This is a genomic window from Lactococcus cremoris subsp. cremoris KW2, assembly GCF_000468955.1.
GTDB lineage: Bacteria > Bacillota > Bacilli > Lactobacillales > Streptococcaceae > Lactococcus > Lactococcus cremoris.
This window is the reverse complement of the sequence record NC_022369.1, coordinates 1638076-1654645: the sequence shown is the minus strand read 5'-3', so window position 1 is coordinate 1654645 and position 16570 is coordinate 1638076. Positions and strand designations below refer to the sequence as shown.

Below are 16570 nucleotides of genomic sequence, written 5' to 3'. Positions count from 1 at the left end.
TAAAATTATAAAAATTTTTAATTTTGTTCGATTTGCTCTCGTATTTGTTGGTATATCTTGGTATAATAAATGATTATGACAAGAAAAAATATTTTGAAAGCTCAGCGAATTGTGGTGAAGATTGGCACGAGTTCCTTGATTTTGCCAAATGGAAAAATAAATTTATCAAATATTGACGAACTGGCTTTTGTCTTATCTGATTTGAATAATAAAGGTTATGAAGTGATTTTGGTGACTTCTGGGGCGATTGGTGTGGGCTTGAATGTCCTTGGAATGGACAAACGTCCAAAAGGAATCGCAGACCAGCAGGCTTTGGCTTCTATCGGTCAGGTCGAATTGATGAGTCTTTATACGCAAATGTTTCGCCGTTATTCACAAAAAGTTTCGCAATTACTTTTGACTCGTGATGTAACTGATTTTCCAACGAGTCGTGAAAATGCAGAAAATGCATTGAATGCTCTACTTGCACTGGATATTATCCCGATTATCAATGAAAATGATGCAATTGCTGTTGATGAAATGGACCATCAAACAAAATTTGGCGATAATGATAAACTGGGAGCGATTGTGTCTAAGTTGGTTCATGCCGATTTGTTGATTATGCTTTCAGATATCGATGGACTTTTTGATAAAAATCCGACGATTTATGATGATGCGAAAATTTTTAATGAAATTCATGAAATTACTGATGAATTACGTCAAATGGCTGGAGGTGCCGGTTCTCGTTTTGGTACTGGTGGGATGACTTCGAAATTGGCGGCTGCCCAAATTTTATTTGAAAATGATCAAGAAATGGTTCTGACCAATGGCGAGCGGATTCGAGAAATTCAACAAATTATCGAAGGACGTGAGATTGGAACTTATTTTCATCAAAAATTTTGAGGTACTTCTAAAAAGCAAAGCCGTTTTTGCGATGTGACTAGGTGTTTCAGCGCCATAGCGAGCATGGTCAGCCTAGCAAAGCAGGCCACAAAGAAAGAAGGATAAAACGATGATTGAAGAACTTGGATTAAAGGTAAAAACAGCGAGCAAAGAAGTGGCAAAGCTATCAACTGCTGAAAAAAACACTTTTTTGCAAAAATTGGCTGACAGTCTTGTCGAAAATACGGACAGAATTATCAGCGAAAATGCAAAGGATTTAACAAAAGCCAAAGGACATGGAATTTCTGAAATTATGGTTGACCGTTTACGCCTGACTGCTCAGAGAATCTCTGATATGGCGACAGGATTGAGACAAGTTGCGGAACTTCCTGACCCAATCGGGCAAGTATTGCAAGGTTTCACTAATCTTGACGGACTTAAAATTGTTCAAAAAAGAGTGCCACTTGGTACGGTCGGAATGATTTTTGAAAGTCGTCCAAATGTAACCATCGATGCTTTTTCACTTTGTTTCAAAACAGGAAATTCTGTTTTGTTACGTGGTGGGTCTGATGCGATTTATTCCAATATGGTTTTAGTTGAAATTATTAAGGAAAATTTGCTGTCAGCAAAAATTACTGACGGAGTGGTTGAACTTTTATCTGACACGAGTCATGCTGAAGCTGAAAAGATGATGCAAGCTGATAAGTTCTTAGATGTTTTGATTCCACGTGGGTCGGCTAGATTGATTAATCGTGTCAAAGAAAAAGCAACGGTCCCTGTCATTGAAACTGGGGTTGGAAATTGTACGATTTTTGTTGACGAATCGGCTGATTTAGATATGGCGACTCGGATTGTGATTAATGCAAAAACACAGCGCCCAAGTGTTTGTAATGCGGCCGAAAGTTTAGTGGTTCATGCAAAAATTGCTGACGAGTTTTTACCTAAACTCCAAAATGAAATCAATAAAGTCCATGAAGTTGAATTTCGTGCTGATGAACGAGCGTTGAAAGCTCTGTCAGCTGGAATTCCTGCTACTGACGAAGATTTTGGAATGGAATTTTTAGATTATATTCTGTCAGTAAAAACGGTTGATAATTTGGATGAGGCAATCGAGCATATTAATACTTATTCAAGTCGTCATTCGGAAAGTATTGTTACTCATGATTATTTTAATGCACAAAAATTTCAAGATGAAATTGATGCGGCGGCCGTTTATGTCAATGCTTCAACCCGATTTACTGACGGTTTTGTATTTGGTTTGGGTGCTGAAATTGGGATTTCAACTCAAAAACTTCATGCCAGAGGACCAATGGGCTTAGAGGCTCTAACCTCAACTAAATATTTGATTGATGGCACAGGACAAATTCGTTAAAAATAATAAAAGACTCGGCTTATAAAAAGTCGAGTCTTTTGTTTATCAAGGATGTTGTCAGTAAATTCTTGAAATCATTATTTACCCATTTAATATTTATCAATAATCTCATAAATTTACAGTTCTGTCAGCAAACAATCAAAACTATTATTTGACAGTTCAAAGTGTATAAATCAGCACATTGAGCTGACAGAAGTGGTGTAATCTATAAAAATTTAATGAAAAGCTGTCAGTAAATTAGACTTCATAAATCATGTGTTTTTTATGTTCGTCAACCGTTTCGTCAAGTTCAATTGCTGAGCGGCACACTTTTTCACTTTCCAAAAGCGTGCGAACCGCAATTTTTGCTTCAGAAAAATCTTGATTTTCAGGAATTACAATGTGAATCATGGCCGCATTTTGTTCTCCATCAATTGACCAGATAATAAGTTGAGTAACACTACGTACTTCTGGGAGTTTTTCAAGAGCAATCAGGAGTTTTTTGTAATCAATATCTTCAGGAACCGATTCCAAAAGAATACGTAAAGTGCCCCAGAATTTTGGAATCGCTTTAGATAAGATGAACAAAGCAATTAAAATAGAAAGAAGAGGATCCAACCAGTACCAATCAACAAAATGAAGGACGATTGAAACAATTAGAACGCCTAACCAACCTAAAACGTCTTCAAGCGCGTGAAGATTTAAGATACTTTCATTTCGTGAGGAACCACGAGCCAAAAGCCAGGCCCCAAAGCCATTGGCAACAATGGCAAAAATTGCCAAACCAAGCATACCTGTTGCTTCCACAGGTTGAGGGTTAAAAAATCGAGGAAGAGCCTCGAAAAGGACAATGAAACTCCCTGTAATTAAAATTACACTGGTCAGTGAGGCGCCAAGTAAACTAAAACGTTGATAACCAAAAGAGAAATGTTTATCCTCCCGACGTTTAGAAAATTTTTGGAAAAACCAGGCCAAACCAATGGCTACGGCATCTCCGGTGTCATGCACTGCATCAGACAAAATAGCAGTTGAATTAAAAATGACTCCAAAGATGAATTCTAAAATTGCAAAGAAGAGGTTCAGTGCAAAAACAATCGTCACATTTTGAGAAACGAGCTTGTCCAAGTGGTCATGTTCGTGCTCCAATTTGAGAGCTTTCTTATTTTTAAGACTCATGATTTCCTCCTTCTTGCTCGTCCAGATGCTCTGCAACGTCTTTCAAAAGATGCAAAATATGTCGGTCATAAATACTATAAGTGACTGTTTTTCCAATTTTTTCATTGGTTAAAATACGTGCGTTTTTTAATAATTTTAATTGTTGACTAACGAGTGATTGTGAAAGTTGAGTTCGCTCAACAATCTCATTAACCGTTAAATTATCAGTAGCAAGGCTGGAAATAATTTTTAAACGTCCATCATTAGAAAAAAGTTTAAAAAATTCAGCAATATCTTTTTCATTAATCATATTATTATATTATGATTTTATAATATGTTTGTCAAGCTTTTTTAAATATTTTATTTTAAGGTATTTTTGTTATGATGATTAAGGACAAAAGAAGGGAATGAGGAATGCAAAGTTTAATAAATAAAATCCAACTTTTTTTCGAGCAAATCAATAATTTTAATGATAATCAAAAAATAATTGCTTTAGGACTTTTGGGCGGTTTGTTAGCTGTCCTCTTTGCTTATCGCTATTTAGCTATTTTAATCACTTTACTTCATGAATTCGGTCATGCTTTTATGGCAAAAGTCACTTTTGGGAAGGTTTATAAAATTCATCTAAATCCTGATACATCAGGTGTAACAGAAACAACTGGTGGTTGGCGTAGTCTTTTTATTTTATTATCAGGTTATCCTAGCCCTCTACTATTTAGTGGACTGTTTGTCTGGTTTTTGCGATTAAATCATCCAGAGTTTGTTTTGTTTGTATTGCTTTTTGTCAGTATCTCTGTCCTTTTTGTAATAAGGAATTGGTATGGGGTGCTTATTTGTTTACTAGGGGTAATCCTAACGGGAAGTTTGATTTATTTTGGTCAGTCAGAAGTTTTTACAGGAATTGCAGGGATGTTGATTGCCTTTCTTACTTTGGGCGCTTTTCGGGATGTTAGAGCCGTTTTTCATCATCATTTAGGGCCTTCTGACGCTGATTTATTGCATGAAAAATTTACATTTATTCCTGCTTTTGTGTGGAAACTTGTCTTACTTTTGCTTATGTTTCTTGCTCTAGTTCCGGTGTGGATAGGTCTTGCGAGTCTATTATTATTTTGATATAAGAGAATCAAAAACATTTTTTGACAAAGTTCTAAAACTTTGCTATAATCTATCTAACCTTTAAGATTGTCCAGAGAGGCAGGCAAGGTCAGAAATTAATAATGTAATAATATGATGGATACTGTCCATTTTCTGATACCTACCTGCATTCTCTTTGGAATGCAGCTTTTTTGTATACTGACGGACATCTTATTAATGGAAGTATTAATCGATAAATGAAAGATTTGTCAGTTAACTGACAGATTAATCATTAAGAATGAAAGGAGCCCCAAATGGCTAGAAAAGAAATTATTGACGAAATCACAATGAAACGTGCAATTACACGGATCACTTACGAGATTATTGAACGTAATAAAGAACTGGACAAATTGGTTTTGATTGGGATTAAGACACGCGGTGTTTATTTGGCCAAAAGAATCCAAGAACGTTTGCAACAACTGGAAGGTTTGGAAATTCCTTTTGGTGAGTTGGATACACGTCCATTCCGTGATGATAAACAAGCACAAGAAGATACAACTGAAATTGATATCGATATTACAGGAAAAGATGTCATTCTTGTTGATGATGTGCTCTACACAGGTCGGACAATTCGTGCGGCAATTGACGGAATCGTAAAACTTGGTCGCCCAGCCCGTGTTCAATTGGCTGTTTTAGTTGACCGTGGACATCGCGAATTACCAATTCGTGCAGACTACGTTGGGAAAAATATTCCAACAGGTCATGATGAAGAAATCATCGTTCAAATGTCTGAGCATGATGGCAATGACAGTATTTTAATCAAACGTGAAGATTAAGAAATAAGTTCTCTGTCAGTAATTTAAGAAAAAGAGTAATCTATAAGTTACTGACAAAGTTTTCAATAAATATTCAACTTAGAGTTTTAGGAGAAAAAAGTGCACGATAATGATATTATCTTAAAAGTTGATGAGAAACCAGCTGCCAGTCAGTGGTTTGGACTCTCATTTCAACATTTGTTTGCCATGTTTGGCTCAACGGTTTTAGTTCCGATTTTAGTTGGGATTAATCCAGCGATTGCCCTATTGAGTTCCGGACTTGGTACACTTGCACACATGAGTGTTACAAAATTTAAGGTTCCAGCTTACATGGGGTCAAGCTTCGCTTATATTGGTGCGATGACTTTACTGATGAAAAATGGCGGAATGCCAGCCATTGCCCAAGGAGCCATGACAGGTGGTCTGGTTTATCTGATTGTCGCTCTGATTGTGAAATTTGCGGGTAAAGGTTGGATTGACAAAGTTTTACCACCAATCGTTGTTGGACCAATCGTTATGGTTATTGGTTTATCCCTTGCGCCGACAGCAATTAATGATGCCATGTATACCGATGTTGCAAATCTAAAAGGATACAGTTTAGCTTATATCATTATTGCCCTCATCACCGTTTTATCAATTGTCGTTTACAGTATTTATGGAAAAGGATTTCTGTCAGTCGTTCCAATTTTACTCGGAATCATCACAGGTTACGTTGCAGCAATGATTATTGGTAAAATCACTGGCATGAATATCGTTTCCTTTACGGGAATTTCACAGGCCAAATGGTTAACACTTCCACCAATGGAGATTCCATTTGCTAGCTATAAATGGGCTTTCTATCCGTCAGCAATCTTGACAATGGCACCCATTGCTTTTGTTACAATGACTGAACATTTTGGTCATATCATGGTCTTGAATTCATTAACAAAAAAAGATTATTTTAAAGAACCAGGACTTGAAAAAACGTTGACAGGGGATGGTTTAGCACAAATCATCGCCGGCTTTATCGGTGCGCCACCGGTGACCTCTTATGGTGAAAATATTGGAGTCATGGCAATTACAAAAATTCATTCGATTTATGTGATTGCTGGCGCTGCGGTTCTTGCCATTGTTGTCTCATTTGTTGGCAAAATCACAGCTCTTTTACAATCAATTCCAGCACCAGTTATTGGTGGAGCATCAATTGCACTCTTTGGAGTTATTGCAGCCTCAGGTCTTAAAATTTTGGTTGAAAACAAAGTTGATTTTGATATTAAGCGCAACTTATTGATTAGCTCAGTGGTTCTTGTTATCGGGATTGGTGGAATGATTATCAACATCACTCAAAACTTACAAATTTCATCAGTAGCTATTGCTACGATTCTCGGAATTGTCTTAAATCTTGTCTTACCAAAAGATGCTAGCGAAATTTAGATATCTAAAAATTACTGACAGAACTGCCAGTTCAATGTGATGAATAATGAGCATTGAATCGGCGAATAAAAGATTCGTCAGTTTACTGACAAAACTGTCAGTAATTAAAAAAGTGGACTTATTACTGATGGAAATCTCGATAAGTATTTCATTAGTAAATAAAAATTTTGTCAGTTTACTGACGAAATAAATATATTGTCAAAAAACTGTTGTGACAGAGAGCACACAGTCAGGGTAAAGGAGACCTTATGTCAGTAAAAAATGGATTAGTTCAACTCGAAAACCTTACAAGCATGGAAAACTTGAGCGTTGATGAAGTCATGGGACTTATCAAAAGAGCCTCAGCTTTCAAAGCAGGAAAAGCAGACTTCGCTTTAGATGAGCAAACTTTCGCTTCAAATCTATTCTTTGAAAATTCTACAAGAACCCATCACAGTTTTCATATTGCCGAACGTAAACTAGGACTTGATGTTCTTGAATTTGATGCACAAGCCAGTTCAATCAGTAAAGGTGAAACACTATACGATACGGTTTTAACGCTTGATGCACTTGGTGTTGACATCTGTGTCATTCGCTCTGGAGTAGAACATTACTACGAAGAATTAGTGAACTCAGACAATATCCACTGTGCCATTGTCAATGGTGGAGACGGTTCAGGACAACATCCAAGTCAATGTTTACTTGACTTGATGACTATTTATGAAGAATTTGGCAAATTTGAAGGACTAAAAATTGCAATTTCTGGAGATTTAACACACTCACGTGTGGCTAAATCAAATATGATGATGTTGCAAAAACTTGGGGCTAGACTTTATTTCACTGGTCCAGCAGCATGGTACAGTGAAGAATTTGACGATTACGGGCATTATGCCAACCTAGACCGTATTTTACCAGAACTTGATGTTCATATGCTCTTACGCGTGCAACATGAACGTCATGACAGTGGTGAAAGTTTTTCAAAAGAAGGTTATCACACTCATTTTGGACTGACGCAAGAACGAGCAAAAATGTTGAAACCAACAGCAATTATTATGCACCCAGCTCCTGTTAATCGTGATGTTGAAATTGCTGACAGCCTCGTTGAAAGTCCACAAAGTCGCATTGTTCAACAAATGAGCAATGGTGTTTACACACGTATGGCCATTCTTGAAGCCATTCTTGCTGGAAAAAAAGCGAAGTAAGTTGAAATTGATGACAATAGGACAAAAAGAAATATTCAAAACTAAATTGTTCTGTTTTTAAAGCAAAGTTTAAAGGAAATAATTATTATGAGCAAAAGACTTTTAATTTTAGAAGATGGAACTATTTTTGAAGGAGAAGCCCTCGGGGCAAATTTAGATGTGACGGGTGAGCTTGTCTTTAATACAGGAATGACCGGTTATCAAGAATCAATTACTGACCAATCTTATAACGGGCAAATTTTGACTTTCACTTATCCAATCGTAGGAAATTACGGAGTTAATCGTGATGATTACGAGTCTATCCACCCAACTTGTAAAGCCGTTGTCGTTCATGAAGCAGCACGTCGCCCATCAAACTGGCGGATGCAAATGTCATTTGATGAATTTTTAAAATCAAAAAATATTCCCGGAATCACTGGTGTAGATACAAGAGCAATCACTAAAATTGTTCGTGAACATGGGACAATGAAAGCTTCACTGGTTCAAGCAAGAGATGAAGTGGACCATCAAATGAGCCAACTTCAAGCCACTGTATTGCCAACTAATCAGGTTGAAACAAGTAGTACAGCGACTGCTTATCCATCACCAAATACAGGTCGAAAAGTCGTTGTTGTCGATTTCGGATTGAAGCACAGCATTTTACGTGAACTATCAAAACGCGAATGTAATTTGACAGTTGTTCCTTACAATACCAGTGCTAAAGAAATTTTGGAAATGGAACCTGACGGAGTTATGCTGACTAACGGCCCAGGAGATCCAACAGATGTTCCAGAAGCCATTGAAATGATTAAAGAAGTTCAAGGTAAAATTCCCGTTTTCGGAATATGCCTAGGTCATCAATTATTTAGTCTTGCCAACGGTGCGACAACTTACAAAATGAAATTTGGTCACCGTGGCTTTAATCATGCTGTTCGCGAAGTTGCAACAGGACGAATTGATTTTACCTCACAAAATCATGGCTATGCCGTTTCATCAGAAAATTTACCAGAAGATTTGATGATTACCCATGTTGAAATCAATGATGACTCAGTTGAAGGAGTGCGTCACAAACATTTCCCTGCATTTTCAGTTCAATTTCACCCAGATGCAGCTCCCGGCCCACATGATGCAAGTTATCTTTTTGACGATTTCATGGACCTCATGGATAACTTCAAAAAATAAAGTGTTGATATTGCTGGCTTTTGATAGTCAAGCTTTCATTAAAATGATTAAAAATAGCAAAAAAAGAGCCTGTTTTATAGCAGGCTCTTTTTTATAAATTAATTAATGCGTAACATTATTTTTTAGTAACATGACTAGCTATTTTAAAAATTATTTTTGCTTATAAACTTAAATAAGATTTATTTGAAAGAAGGTAATCGCCATTTGCTTGTTTAACAAATGTTAAACTTACATATTGATAGACTCCACTATTGAAATCAGAATTACTATAGAGTACATTTTTAGATGAGTAGCTGCCATTTTCGTATATAGTTACATCGGAAGGAATATCGTGTGCAGCAATGATAGCATTATAATTTACGCCACCTTTACCATCAGAATCACCCACAGTTAACGCACGATATTGAGCAAGAGTCCAGTTAAACTTAGTCACAGCGTTCCATGCAGTAGAACCAAATTTCCAGCCATTATTTAATAATGATTGTTGTTCAAATGCATTAGGAGTGTAATTGTGGGAGCCTGATTGAGCGTTAGGATTGTAGGCAACATAGACAGATGCTTTTCCTCCTGAGTAGAAGACTGGTTTCCCATTTCCATCCCACTTCCAACCTTTGTTTACAAGAGATTGAGCTTCGTATTTACTTCTTGTGTAATAGTGGTCTCCACCCTTAGCATGAGGGTTATAAACACGATAAACAGGAGAATTACTGTATGATGGTGCTACCCATCCGATTCCTTCGTTATTCCAACCTGCAATAATAGCATTCAATTGCTCTGTGCGACTTTGGGTATAAAAGTGTTCACCAGTATTCTTGTTATAGAGGCGATAAATGCTGGTGGTTTGTTCAGCAGCACTAACCTCTTGAGCTACTGCGACAGTACCTAATGCAAGTGTGGATGCAATTAGGACTTGAATAGTATTAAATTTCATATAAATTCTCCTACCAGCTTTTAGTGAGAATCAGGGTTTGCTCGCTGTTTTAATGTTTTAATCCATCCTTATGCTCCAAAGATAGAATGGAATTTTTCTACAAATAATTAATTCCAGATAGCCGAAGATTTTACTTCATCATCGATATGTAAAACTCCATATTGTGCTTGTTCAGGGGTAAAACGAGAGCCATATTCAGAGGTTAATTGATCAATAAGCGCTTGTCCAGTTAAATTTCCAGTTTCACGATATGACTTAGCACTAAGTATGGCAAGGTTGTTCCAATTGACTAATGGGTCAATTCTATTGATTGCATTGTTTGCTTCATCAACTGTCATTTGTGAGCCATACTCAGAAGTTAATTGGTCATAGAGCCCTTGTTTACTCATATGTCCTGTATATAAATAACTAATTGCAGTTTTTGTTTGAGCTAACGAATTCCCAGTTAAACCATCAATAGCTTTTTCTTGAGCTGTCAGTACTTTAGAAGATGGCTTTGGTTTTTTTGTAGAACTTTGAGAAGTGACTTTAGTTTCTTCTTTTTTAGTTTCTGTAGTGGATACAGAAGTAGTTGATTTTTTAGATTCTTTTGCATCTGAATTATTTGGAATAGCTACACCAATAATAAATAGTAAGAAACCAACAATAAGTATAATCAAAGGTTGTTTCTTTGATTTCTTTTTAACCAGGTTAATAAAAAGTATCACAAGGCCAATTAAAAATGCTAATATGCCTATTACTCCAAAAAATGGGCTCATAAATATCCTCCTACCTAGCTTTTAACGAGATTCGAGATATTGCTCGTAGTTTATTGCTGTGTAATATCTATCTTTTACGATATCTAGTAATATTTTTAGAAATTACTTGAACTATTTTAAGATTAATTCTCCTTTTAATACTTTTATTATACGGAAAAAAATGCGAAAAAACAATGTATTCTAAGTAATTCAAAAAGCAAAAAAATGAATAATCAAAACATTGAAATGACCAGATAGGACCTATCTCTAAAAGTGAAAAAAACACATTCAGTGATTGAACTGCTGTCAAATTTATCCAATAATTACTTAATATCCTGATTTTGGTTAGGATTTTTTATGTTATACTAAAAGAAATATCAGATATAGAAAAGGCGAATTATCTTATGGAATATAAAGTAGGAGAATTAGTATTATTACCAGAAACAAAATATCCAGGGGTTATTGGTAGTGTGATTTCTGAAAATAAATCAGGGATATTGGTTAGATTTAACGGAGCACAACAACTATATTTTAAAAAAGCAGACCTTCAAAAATATAAAAAATAAAAAATGTAAATTAAGCTCACTTCCTAATTTGAGCAAACTTTTATATAAAAGTTTATAATTGCTTTAGACTAGGAGAAAAAATGGAAATAAAAGAGTTACTTGAGAGAAGCGTTGAAATTCGTAAGAGATATCATGAATTAGAAATAAAAAACCATGGTGAAAAATGGAGTGTAGAAGAAGACCTATTGGCACTTTCTAATGATATCGGTAATTTAAATCGACTTGTAATGACTAAATTTGAACGTTACTATGACGAAACGCCCTATACTTTAGAAGGAAAAATAGCTGAAAATATTTGGTGGTTAATTGAGCTTTCAGACAGACTAGATGTCGATATTGAAAAAGAGTTAGAAAAATTCTTGACTGTAAAAGAAAAACTTTAACTTTGGTCAGAGTTTTTTTGTTTTCTTTAAAGAACAGTGGTCTACAAAAAAGTAGACTGGGAAAATGAAGGAGTTATATTCAAATCATCTTCGGAAAATTATTAAAAAATAAAGTGATAAATTAGTATGTAAAAATAAAGTCATAGTTTCTTTTTAAATACTATGTGGGCGCTTCTAGTTGAGTGATTTCTAATTAAGTTTAATCTGCTATAATGAAATTCTTAAACATGACTGTCAGTAATTTGCTGGCATTTTTTATTTGTGTGAATAGTATAAAATCAGAAGGGATATTGATAAGTTCATAATTATATATTATGAACTTTTTTGTTAAGAACCTTTTTATTGACAAAGTTTGCTGACAACTTTTGTCTACAAATTTAAAATAACTGTATTTGTTTTGTTACTCAATTGGTTTGTTTTTGTTGTTTTCAGATAAAAATGATATAATTAATTAATGAATTGGAGGATTACCCAAGTCTGGCTGAAGGGAACGGTCTTGAAAACCGTCAGGCGTGTAAAAGCGTGCGTGGGTTCGAATCCCACATCCTCCTTAAGCACCTGTCCATTTTTAGGAGCTTATCACTATTCTTCCTATATGAAGATTTCTTTAGATGCCCGCCAGATGGTGGGTTTTCATTTTAAGTTCCAAAAGGCATACAAGATTTTTACATTTTAAAGGGAATTAAAAATAAAAATATGCCTCAAATATTATATAATGAAATAATAAAAAAATAATGAGGTTTGTTGATGAAAAAAATTTATTTTCTTTGTACGGGTAATTCTTGTCGTTCTCAAATAGCAGAAGGATATGGGCATGTATTTTTAAAGGATTGGGAAGTCCGTTCCGCAGGAATAGAAAGACACGGTTTAAATCCACATGCGGTAACAGTAATGGCAGAAGATGGCATTGATATTTCGGCTCAAAAATCAGAATTAATTGATATGACTTATTTTAATGATTGTGATTTAATTATTACTTTATGCGGTGATGCTCTTGATAAGTGTCCAATGATTCCTAAATCAGTGAGCCATGAACATTGGGACTTACAAGATCCAGCTCGGGCTGTTGGAACAGAGGCAGACATTTTAACAGAATTTAGAAAAACTAGAGATTTGATAAAAGAACAAGTACAGAACTTAAGCAATATATAAACCTATCCAATGAGTTTTAGACTAATTTCCTTTTATGTATAAAAATGACGTCTTTAAGGCGTTTTTTAGTTTGAAATTTATGAAATAGACAATATGATATAATCTAAAGATATGAAAATAATAAAAATAGTGTTTTCACTAGTCATTTTGTTGATGCTCACTTGCTTAGGTGGCTTATATTATGCTTTTAAAATTGAGCCCTACCGATTAGTGGTTAATCAACATCAGTTGGAAAATAGAAGTTCTAAAGAAAAAATAAAGATTGTTCAGTTATCTGATTTACATATAAAAAAAGATTTTGATGCAAAGCATTTAGATAAAGTTATTCAGAAAACTAATGAACAAAATCCTGATTTTATCGTGTTTTCTGGAGATTTATACGATAATTACGCTCGCTATAATGAAAATGAACAAATCATTTCAAAACTCCAAAAAATGAAAGCAAAATATGGTAAGATTGCGATTTGGGGAAACAGGGATTATGGAGGCGGAGCTTCCAGAGAATATGCGAATATTATGTCGGAGTCTGGTTTCACTCTTTTAAGAAATGAAAATTTACTTGTCCCTATGAATAACGGCGAAAAAATCCTATTTACTGGCTTAGATGACGCCTTGCTAGGAAATCCTTCTTTACCATCATCATATCAGATGGAAGAAAGTACTTATGACGTTCTATTGACTCATGAACCTGATGAAGTAAGTCAATATCAGAATAAAGGATATGAACTCATTTTATCAGGACATAGCCATGGTGGTCAGGTAAATATTCCTTTTATCCCTCAAGTTCAGAAAAAAGCTGCCTCTGTCATGAAACATTCAAATAATTACACTGGAGGGCTTTATCAATTAAATACAAATGAAACCCTTTATGTGAATACAGGTATTGGAACAACTCACTTATCAGCTAGATTTGGTGTTGTTCCTGAAATTGCTGTATTTAATTTTTAAAAAATTTACGAAATGAAATCGCTTGACTTTTTACTCGAGCTATTATAGAGTTTAAATAGAATACATTAAATTAGGCCAGATGGAGGACCTTAATGCGGCATAAAAAGATTTATTTACTATTAGCTATGATTGGAGCAACAAGTGCTTGGACGGTAGCTAATGAAAACCAAGTAAAGGCAAGCTCTAAAAGCCCAGTCTATCGGCTTTATAATCCCAACAGCGGGGAACATTTTTATACAACGAATTTTTATGAGGGAAATTCTCTAAAAAATGTCGGTTGGCTTGATGAGGGAATTGGTTGGCAAGCAGCAAATTCAGGTGCTCCAGTTTATCGCCTTTATAATCCAAACGTTAAAGGGGGAGACCACTATTATACCTTGAGTAATTATGAGGCTCAAAGCCTAGTAAAAGCAGGTTGGCGTTGGGATAATGGGGCCAAACCGGTTTTTTATTCAGCGGGAACGGTTAATCTTTACGTTGCTTACAACCCAAATGCTAAGTCCGGAGCACACAATTATACAACGAACTTTTTTGAGCAAAATAGTCTGCTAAAAGTAGGCTGGAAATATGGAGCTACTGCGTGGAAGACAATGCCTTCTGACAGTTTACCAGGCACTCCAGTGGGTTGGACTATTGATAGACCGATGGATATTGAAAATTATTCAACTCAAACTTACGCCTATAAGCAATGTACATGGTGGGTCTATAATCGAGCGAAAGAATTCGGAATAAATTATGGTCTTTACATGGGAAATGGCAAAGACTGGCAAAATCAATCAGGCTATCAAGTTACATCCACTCCTCAACTTCATAGTGCAGTTAGCTATAAAGCGGGACAAGATGGTGCTGACCCTACCTATGGTCATGTTGCTTTTGTAGAAAAAATTCGTCCGGATGGCTCTATATTAATTTCGCAATCAGGAACTGGTTATAATACATTGTTCTCTTATCAAGTTTTAAGCAAAGAACAAGCCAGTCGTTTACGTTATGTAATTGGGAAATGATTTTTGGGATAAGGTTGTGAAGTCAAAATACTTGAGAGCATCATTTTATCAAGGTATAATAAAGCTATCTGTATTTCAGAGATTAATTGTTTCATTCTAGAACTCATCGGTTGAACAATCGGAAGAAGCAGTTAATATCTGTTGTAACATAGAGAAAAGAAAGTTCTCCTTCGGGGGAATTTTTTGATTAAAAAGTGATTAATAGACTAAAAGATAAGAGAAAAGGATGACAAGCAATGAGATTATGGCATGAAGCTTTAATTGAAAAACTTCCAAGAGCACAATTATTGGGTCAACATCGAGAGTGTTGCGCCTTACGTGGAAAGGGCTGGGCGAAAAAACATTCGACGGTAAATTACGTCTTCAATTATTCTCCATATAAACTTTTTCAATATCATCTGGAAGTGATGAATGAGATGAAAAAAAGAGGATATCATCCTGATGAAAGCTGGTTTGATCCGTTGTATAGAGGTCAAAAATGTGAAGCTTATCAAGAATTAAAAAAGATTACTCAGACTTTGCCCATATATCCAGAGCATAATGAAGCCTATCTTGAATCCTGCATAGAAAATTTAAAGGAAAAAGGTATAATAATCTAAGAGAAACCTACTTTCAAAACTTTCAAAAGTCATGAATATAAAACAAGAAGTTTGAGCGTGTGGTTAATTATTTGACTAAAAGAGACTAGTCAAAGCTTGCTTATGAAATGATTTAAAAAGTAAATTTACTTTTTGCCAAGAGACTTTTAGCCTGAAAATACTTGGTTTTTAACCTTACTTAGAGACAGAAATAATTTGTAAAGTTTTTTTCTTGACAAAAGATTATTTTAGCTTGAAATTTACTTCGAATTTTGATAGAATGTTTAAGTATTCGTACAACTTTGGTCTGGCAAACAGTCCAAGGCAGAAAGGAAATTCTAACGATGAAACAAAATATCCATCCAAATTACCAACCAGTAGTCTTCATGGACACAACAACTGGTTACAAATTTTTGACTGGTTCAACTAAAGGTTCTAAAGAAACTGTTGAATGGGAAGACGGAAACACTTATCCATTGATTCGTGTTGAAATCTCTTCAGATTCACATCCATTCTACACAGGTCGTCAAAAATTCCAAGCAGCGGACGGACGTATCGCTCGTTTCGAAAAGAAATACGGCAAACAATAATAAAAATGGTCATTCGACCATTTTTATTTTTAGCAATATCAAAGTTGTCTTTAGACAGCTTTTTATTATGAAAAAATGTAAAAATAAGATAAAATAAAGAAAAATGATTAAATTGTGGGAGAATATTAAAAGATGAAATGGTCTTTAAATGAATTAACAAAAAAAAAACAGATTGCTTTCAATGAGAATTTAGACCTTCGCGAGGAACTTGTGAAACGTTCTGCAGAAATTTTAGATTGTCTACCAATTGAAGTTAGTGGTGAAATTGCTTATGATGATGAGTTGTTCTATTTGGATTATCAAATAAAAACGACTTTAACCCTACCTTCTTCAAGAAGTTTGAAACCAGTCAAATATCCAATTGATATCCTAGTCAACGAAGTTTTCGCAACCGAGGAAACGCTAAAAGGAAATCAGGAATTACTAGATAATGATTTAATTATTGTTTTAGATAAAGATACCATTAGTTTAGATGAGTCAGTGACTGATAATATTCTATTGGAAATTCCGTTGCAAATTTTAGCTGAAAATGAAGAAGCAGAAGAATTGCCAAGCGGGAAGTTTTGGTCTGTTTTGAGTGAAGAAGACTATGCCAAACAACAAGAAGATAAAAAGGAAGAAAAGAAATCTCCTTTTGATGGTTTGAACGGATTATTTGATTAGATAGCTC

20 protein-coding genes and 1 tRNA gene are annotated in these 16570 nt (G+C 35.1%); 17 read left to right on the top strand and 4 right to left on the bottom strand.

The genetic code is table 11. The features are described 5' to 3' along the window. Positions 1-75 precede the first annotated feature (75 nt). Positions 76-882, top strand: a complete 807-nt coding sequence (gene proB / locus KW2_RS07810) for a glutamate 5-kinase (RefSeq protein WP_011834845.1) — start codon at positions 76-78, stop codon at positions 880-882. A gap of 109 nt (positions 883-991) precedes the next feature. Continuing rightward, entirely contained in the window at positions 992-2233 is a 1242-nt protein-coding gene (locus KW2_RS07805; RefSeq protein WP_021037570.1) for a glutamate-5-semialdehyde dehydrogenase, read from the top strand. A gap of 237 nt (positions 2234-2470) precedes the next feature. On the opposite strand, the gene KW2_RS07800 is transcribed toward KW2_RS07805, so the two are convergent. Further along, a complete protein-coding gene (locus KW2_RS07800) occupies positions 2471-3388 on the bottom strand; it encodes a cation diffusion facilitator family transporter (protein ID WP_021037569.1) in 918 nt (305 codons plus the stop codon). Next, positions 3378-3677, bottom strand: a complete 300-nt coding sequence (locus KW2_RS07795; protein ID WP_011676644.1) for an ArsR/SmtB family transcription factor — start codon at positions 3675-3677, stop codon at positions 3378-3380. The genes KW2_RS07800 and KW2_RS07795 overlap by 11 nt, the downstream gene beginning before the upstream one ends. A gap of 104 nt (positions 3678-3781) precedes the next feature. Between KW2_RS07795 and KW2_RS07790 the strand changes: the two genes are divergently transcribed. The 6 genes from KW2_RS07790 to KW2_RS07770 all read left to right on the top strand — a co-directional run bounded on the left by KW2_RS07790 (position 3782) and on the right by KW2_RS07770 (position 9011). Continuing rightward, positions 3782-4480, top strand: a complete 699-nt coding sequence (locus KW2_RS07790; RefSeq protein ID WP_021037568.1) for a M50 family metallopeptidase — start codon at positions 3782-3784, stop codon at positions 4478-4480. Positions 4481-4755: 275 nt separating this feature from the next. Next, entirely contained in the window at positions 4756-5277 is a 522-nt protein-coding gene (pyrR, locus tag KW2_RS07785; RefSeq protein WP_011676642.1) for a bifunctional pyr operon transcriptional regulator/uracil phosphoribosyltransferase PyrR, read from the top strand. 99 nt (positions 5278-5376) lie between these two features. Beyond that, positions 5377-6669: a uracil-xanthine permease family protein gene (locus KW2_RS07780; RefSeq protein WP_011834850.1), complete on the top strand. Its 1293-nt coding sequence runs from the start codon at positions 5377-5379 to the stop codon at positions 6667-6669. A gap of 46 nt (positions 6670-6715) precedes the next feature. Next, entirely contained in the window at positions 6716-6859 is a 144-nt protein-coding gene (locus KW2_RS12145; RefSeq protein WP_153927095.1) for a hypothetical protein, read from the top strand. A 58-nt stretch (positions 6860-6917) separates the two neighbouring features. Beyond that, the gene (locus tag KW2_RS07775; protein ID WP_011676640.1) at positions 6918-7850 is read left to right on the top strand and encodes an aspartate carbamoyltransferase catalytic subunit; all 933 of its coding nucleotides are present in this window, start codon (positions 6918-6920) and stop codon (positions 7848-7850) included. Positions 7851-7937: 87 nt separating this feature from the next. Then, on the top strand, positions 7938-9011 hold the full coding sequence (locus tag KW2_RS07770) for a carbamoyl phosphate synthase small subunit (RefSeq protein WP_021037567.1): 1074 nt from the start codon (positions 7938-7940) through the stop codon (positions 9009-9011). A 160-nt stretch (positions 9012-9171) separates the two neighbouring features. On the opposite strand, the gene KW2_RS07765 is transcribed toward KW2_RS07770, so the two are convergent. Further along, positions 9172-9942, bottom strand: a complete 771-nt coding sequence (locus KW2_RS07765; RefSeq protein WP_021037566.1) for a hypothetical protein — start codon at positions 9940-9942, stop codon at positions 9172-9174. A gap of 107 nt (positions 9943-10049) precedes the next feature. Further along, positions 10050-10700, bottom strand: a complete 651-nt coding sequence (locus tag KW2_RS07760) for an Ltp family lipoprotein (RefSeq protein WP_021037565.1) — start codon at positions 10698-10700, stop codon at positions 10050-10052. Between the two features lie 383 nt (positions 10701-11083). Here KW2_RS07760 and KW2_RS12140 point away from each other — a divergent pair, with 383 nt between their 5' ends. The 9 genes from KW2_RS12140 to KW2_RS07720 all read left to right on the top strand — a co-directional run bounded on the left by KW2_RS12140 (position 11084) and on the right by KW2_RS07720 (position 16563). Continuing rightward, the gene (locus tag KW2_RS12140; protein ID WP_011834856.1) at positions 11084-11245 is read left to right on the top strand and encodes a hypothetical protein; all 162 of its coding nucleotides are present in this window, start codon (positions 11084-11086) and stop codon (positions 11243-11245) included. A gap of 80 nt (positions 11246-11325) precedes the next feature. Next, complete coding sequence (locus KW2_RS07755; protein WP_021037564.1) at positions 11326-11628, top strand: nucleoside triphosphate pyrophosphohydrolase family protein; 303 nt, start codon at positions 11326-11328, stop codon at positions 11626-11628. 461 nt (positions 11629-12089) lie between these two features. Then, positions 12090-12179 (top strand) — tRNA-Ser (locus KW2_RS07750). A 196-nt stretch (positions 12180-12375) separates the two neighbouring features. After that, complete coding sequence (gene arsC, locus KW2_RS07745; protein ID WP_021037563.1) at positions 12376-12780, top strand: arsenate reductase (thioredoxin); 405 nt, start codon at positions 12376-12378, stop codon at positions 12778-12780. A gap of 111 nt (positions 12781-12891) precedes the next feature. Then, on the top strand, positions 12892-13728 hold the full coding sequence (locus tag KW2_RS07740; RefSeq protein WP_021037562.1) for a metallophosphoesterase: 837 nt from the start codon (positions 12892-12894) through the stop codon (positions 13726-13728). A 92-nt stretch (positions 13729-13820) separates the two neighbouring features. Then, entirely contained in the window at positions 13821-14732 is a 912-nt protein-coding gene (locus tag KW2_RS07735; RefSeq protein WP_021037561.1) for a CHAP domain-containing protein, read from the top strand. A gap of 236 nt (positions 14733-14968) precedes the next feature. After that, positions 14969-15331: a TIGR02328 family protein gene (locus KW2_RS07730; RefSeq protein WP_021037560.1), complete on the top strand. Its 363-nt coding sequence runs from the start codon at positions 14969-14971 to the stop codon at positions 15329-15331. Positions 15332-15654: 323 nt separating this feature from the next. After that, positions 15655-15900 (top strand): type B 50S ribosomal protein L31, encoded by a 246-nt coding sequence (locus tag KW2_RS07725; protein WP_011676633.1) that lies wholly within the window; start codon positions 15655-15657, stop codon positions 15898-15900. Positions 15901-16032: 132 nt separating this feature from the next. Next, entirely contained in the window at positions 16033-16563 is a 531-nt protein-coding gene (locus tag KW2_RS07720) for a YceD family protein (protein ID WP_021037559.1), read from the top strand. Positions 16564-16570 lie beyond the last annotated feature (7 nt).

Coding starts and splice junctions, on each gene's coding strand:
- proB (WP_011834845.1), top strand. CDS start 76: ATGACAAGAAAAAATATTTTGAAAGCTCAGCGAATTGTGGTGAAGATT.
- KW2_RS07805 (WP_021037570.1), top strand. CDS start 992: ATGATTGAAGAACTTGGATTAAAGGTAAAAACAGCGAGCAAAGAAGTG.
- KW2_RS07800 (WP_021037569.1), bottom strand. CDS start 3,388: ATGAGTCTTAAAAATAAGAAAGCTCTCAAATTGGAGCACGAACATGAC.
- KW2_RS07795 (WP_011676644.1), bottom strand. CDS start 3,677: ATGATTAATGAAAAAGATATTGCTGAATTTTTTAAACTTTTTTCTAAT.
- KW2_RS07790 (WP_021037568.1), top strand. CDS start 3,782: ATGCAAAGTTTAATAAATAAAATCCAACTTTTTTTCGAGCAAATCAAT.
- pyrR (WP_011676642.1), top strand. CDS start 4,756: ATGGCTAGAAAAGAAATTATTGACGAAATCACAATGAAACGTGCAATT.
- KW2_RS12145 (WP_153927095.1), top strand. CDS start 6,716: ATGAGCATTGAATCGGCGAATAAAAGATTCGTCAGTTTACTGACAAAA.
- KW2_RS07775 (WP_011676640.1), top strand. CDS start 6,918: ATGTCAGTAAAAAATGGATTAGTTCAACTCGAAAACCTTACAAGCATG.
- KW2_RS07770 (WP_021037567.1), top strand. CDS start 7,938: ATGAGCAAAAGACTTTTAATTTTAGAAGATGGAACTATTTTTGAAGGA.
- KW2_RS07765 (WP_021037566.1), bottom strand. CDS start 9,942: ATGAAATTTAATACTATTCAAGTCCTAATTGCATCCACACTTGCATTA.
- KW2_RS07760 (WP_021037565.1), bottom strand. CDS start 10,700: ATGAGCCCATTTTTTGGAGTAATAGGCATATTAGCATTTTTAATTGGC.
- KW2_RS12140 (WP_011834856.1), top strand. CDS start 11,084: ATGGAATATAAAGTAGGAGAATTAGTATTATTACCAGAAACAAAATAT.
- KW2_RS07755 (WP_021037564.1), top strand. CDS start 11,326: ATGGAAATAAAAGAGTTACTTGAGAGAAGCGTTGAAATTCGTAAGAGA.
- arsC (WP_021037563.1), top strand. CDS start 12,376: ATGAAAAAAATTTATTTTCTTTGTACGGGTAATTCTTGTCGTTCTCAA.
- KW2_RS07740 (WP_021037562.1), top strand. CDS start 12,892: ATGAAAATAATAAAAATAGTGTTTTCACTAGTCATTTTGTTGATGCTC.
- KW2_RS07735 (WP_021037561.1), top strand. CDS start 13,821: ATGCGGCATAAAAAGATTTATTTACTATTAGCTATGATTGGAGCAACA.
- KW2_RS07730 (WP_021037560.1), top strand. CDS start 14,969: ATGAGATTATGGCATGAAGCTTTAATTGAAAAACTTCCAAGAGCACAA.
- KW2_RS07725 (WP_011676633.1), top strand. CDS start 15,655: ATGAAACAAAATATCCATCCAAATTACCAACCAGTAGTCTTCATGGAC.
- KW2_RS07720 (WP_021037559.1), top strand. CDS start 16,033: ATGAAATGGTCTTTAAATGAATTAACAAAAAAAAAACAGATTGCTTTC.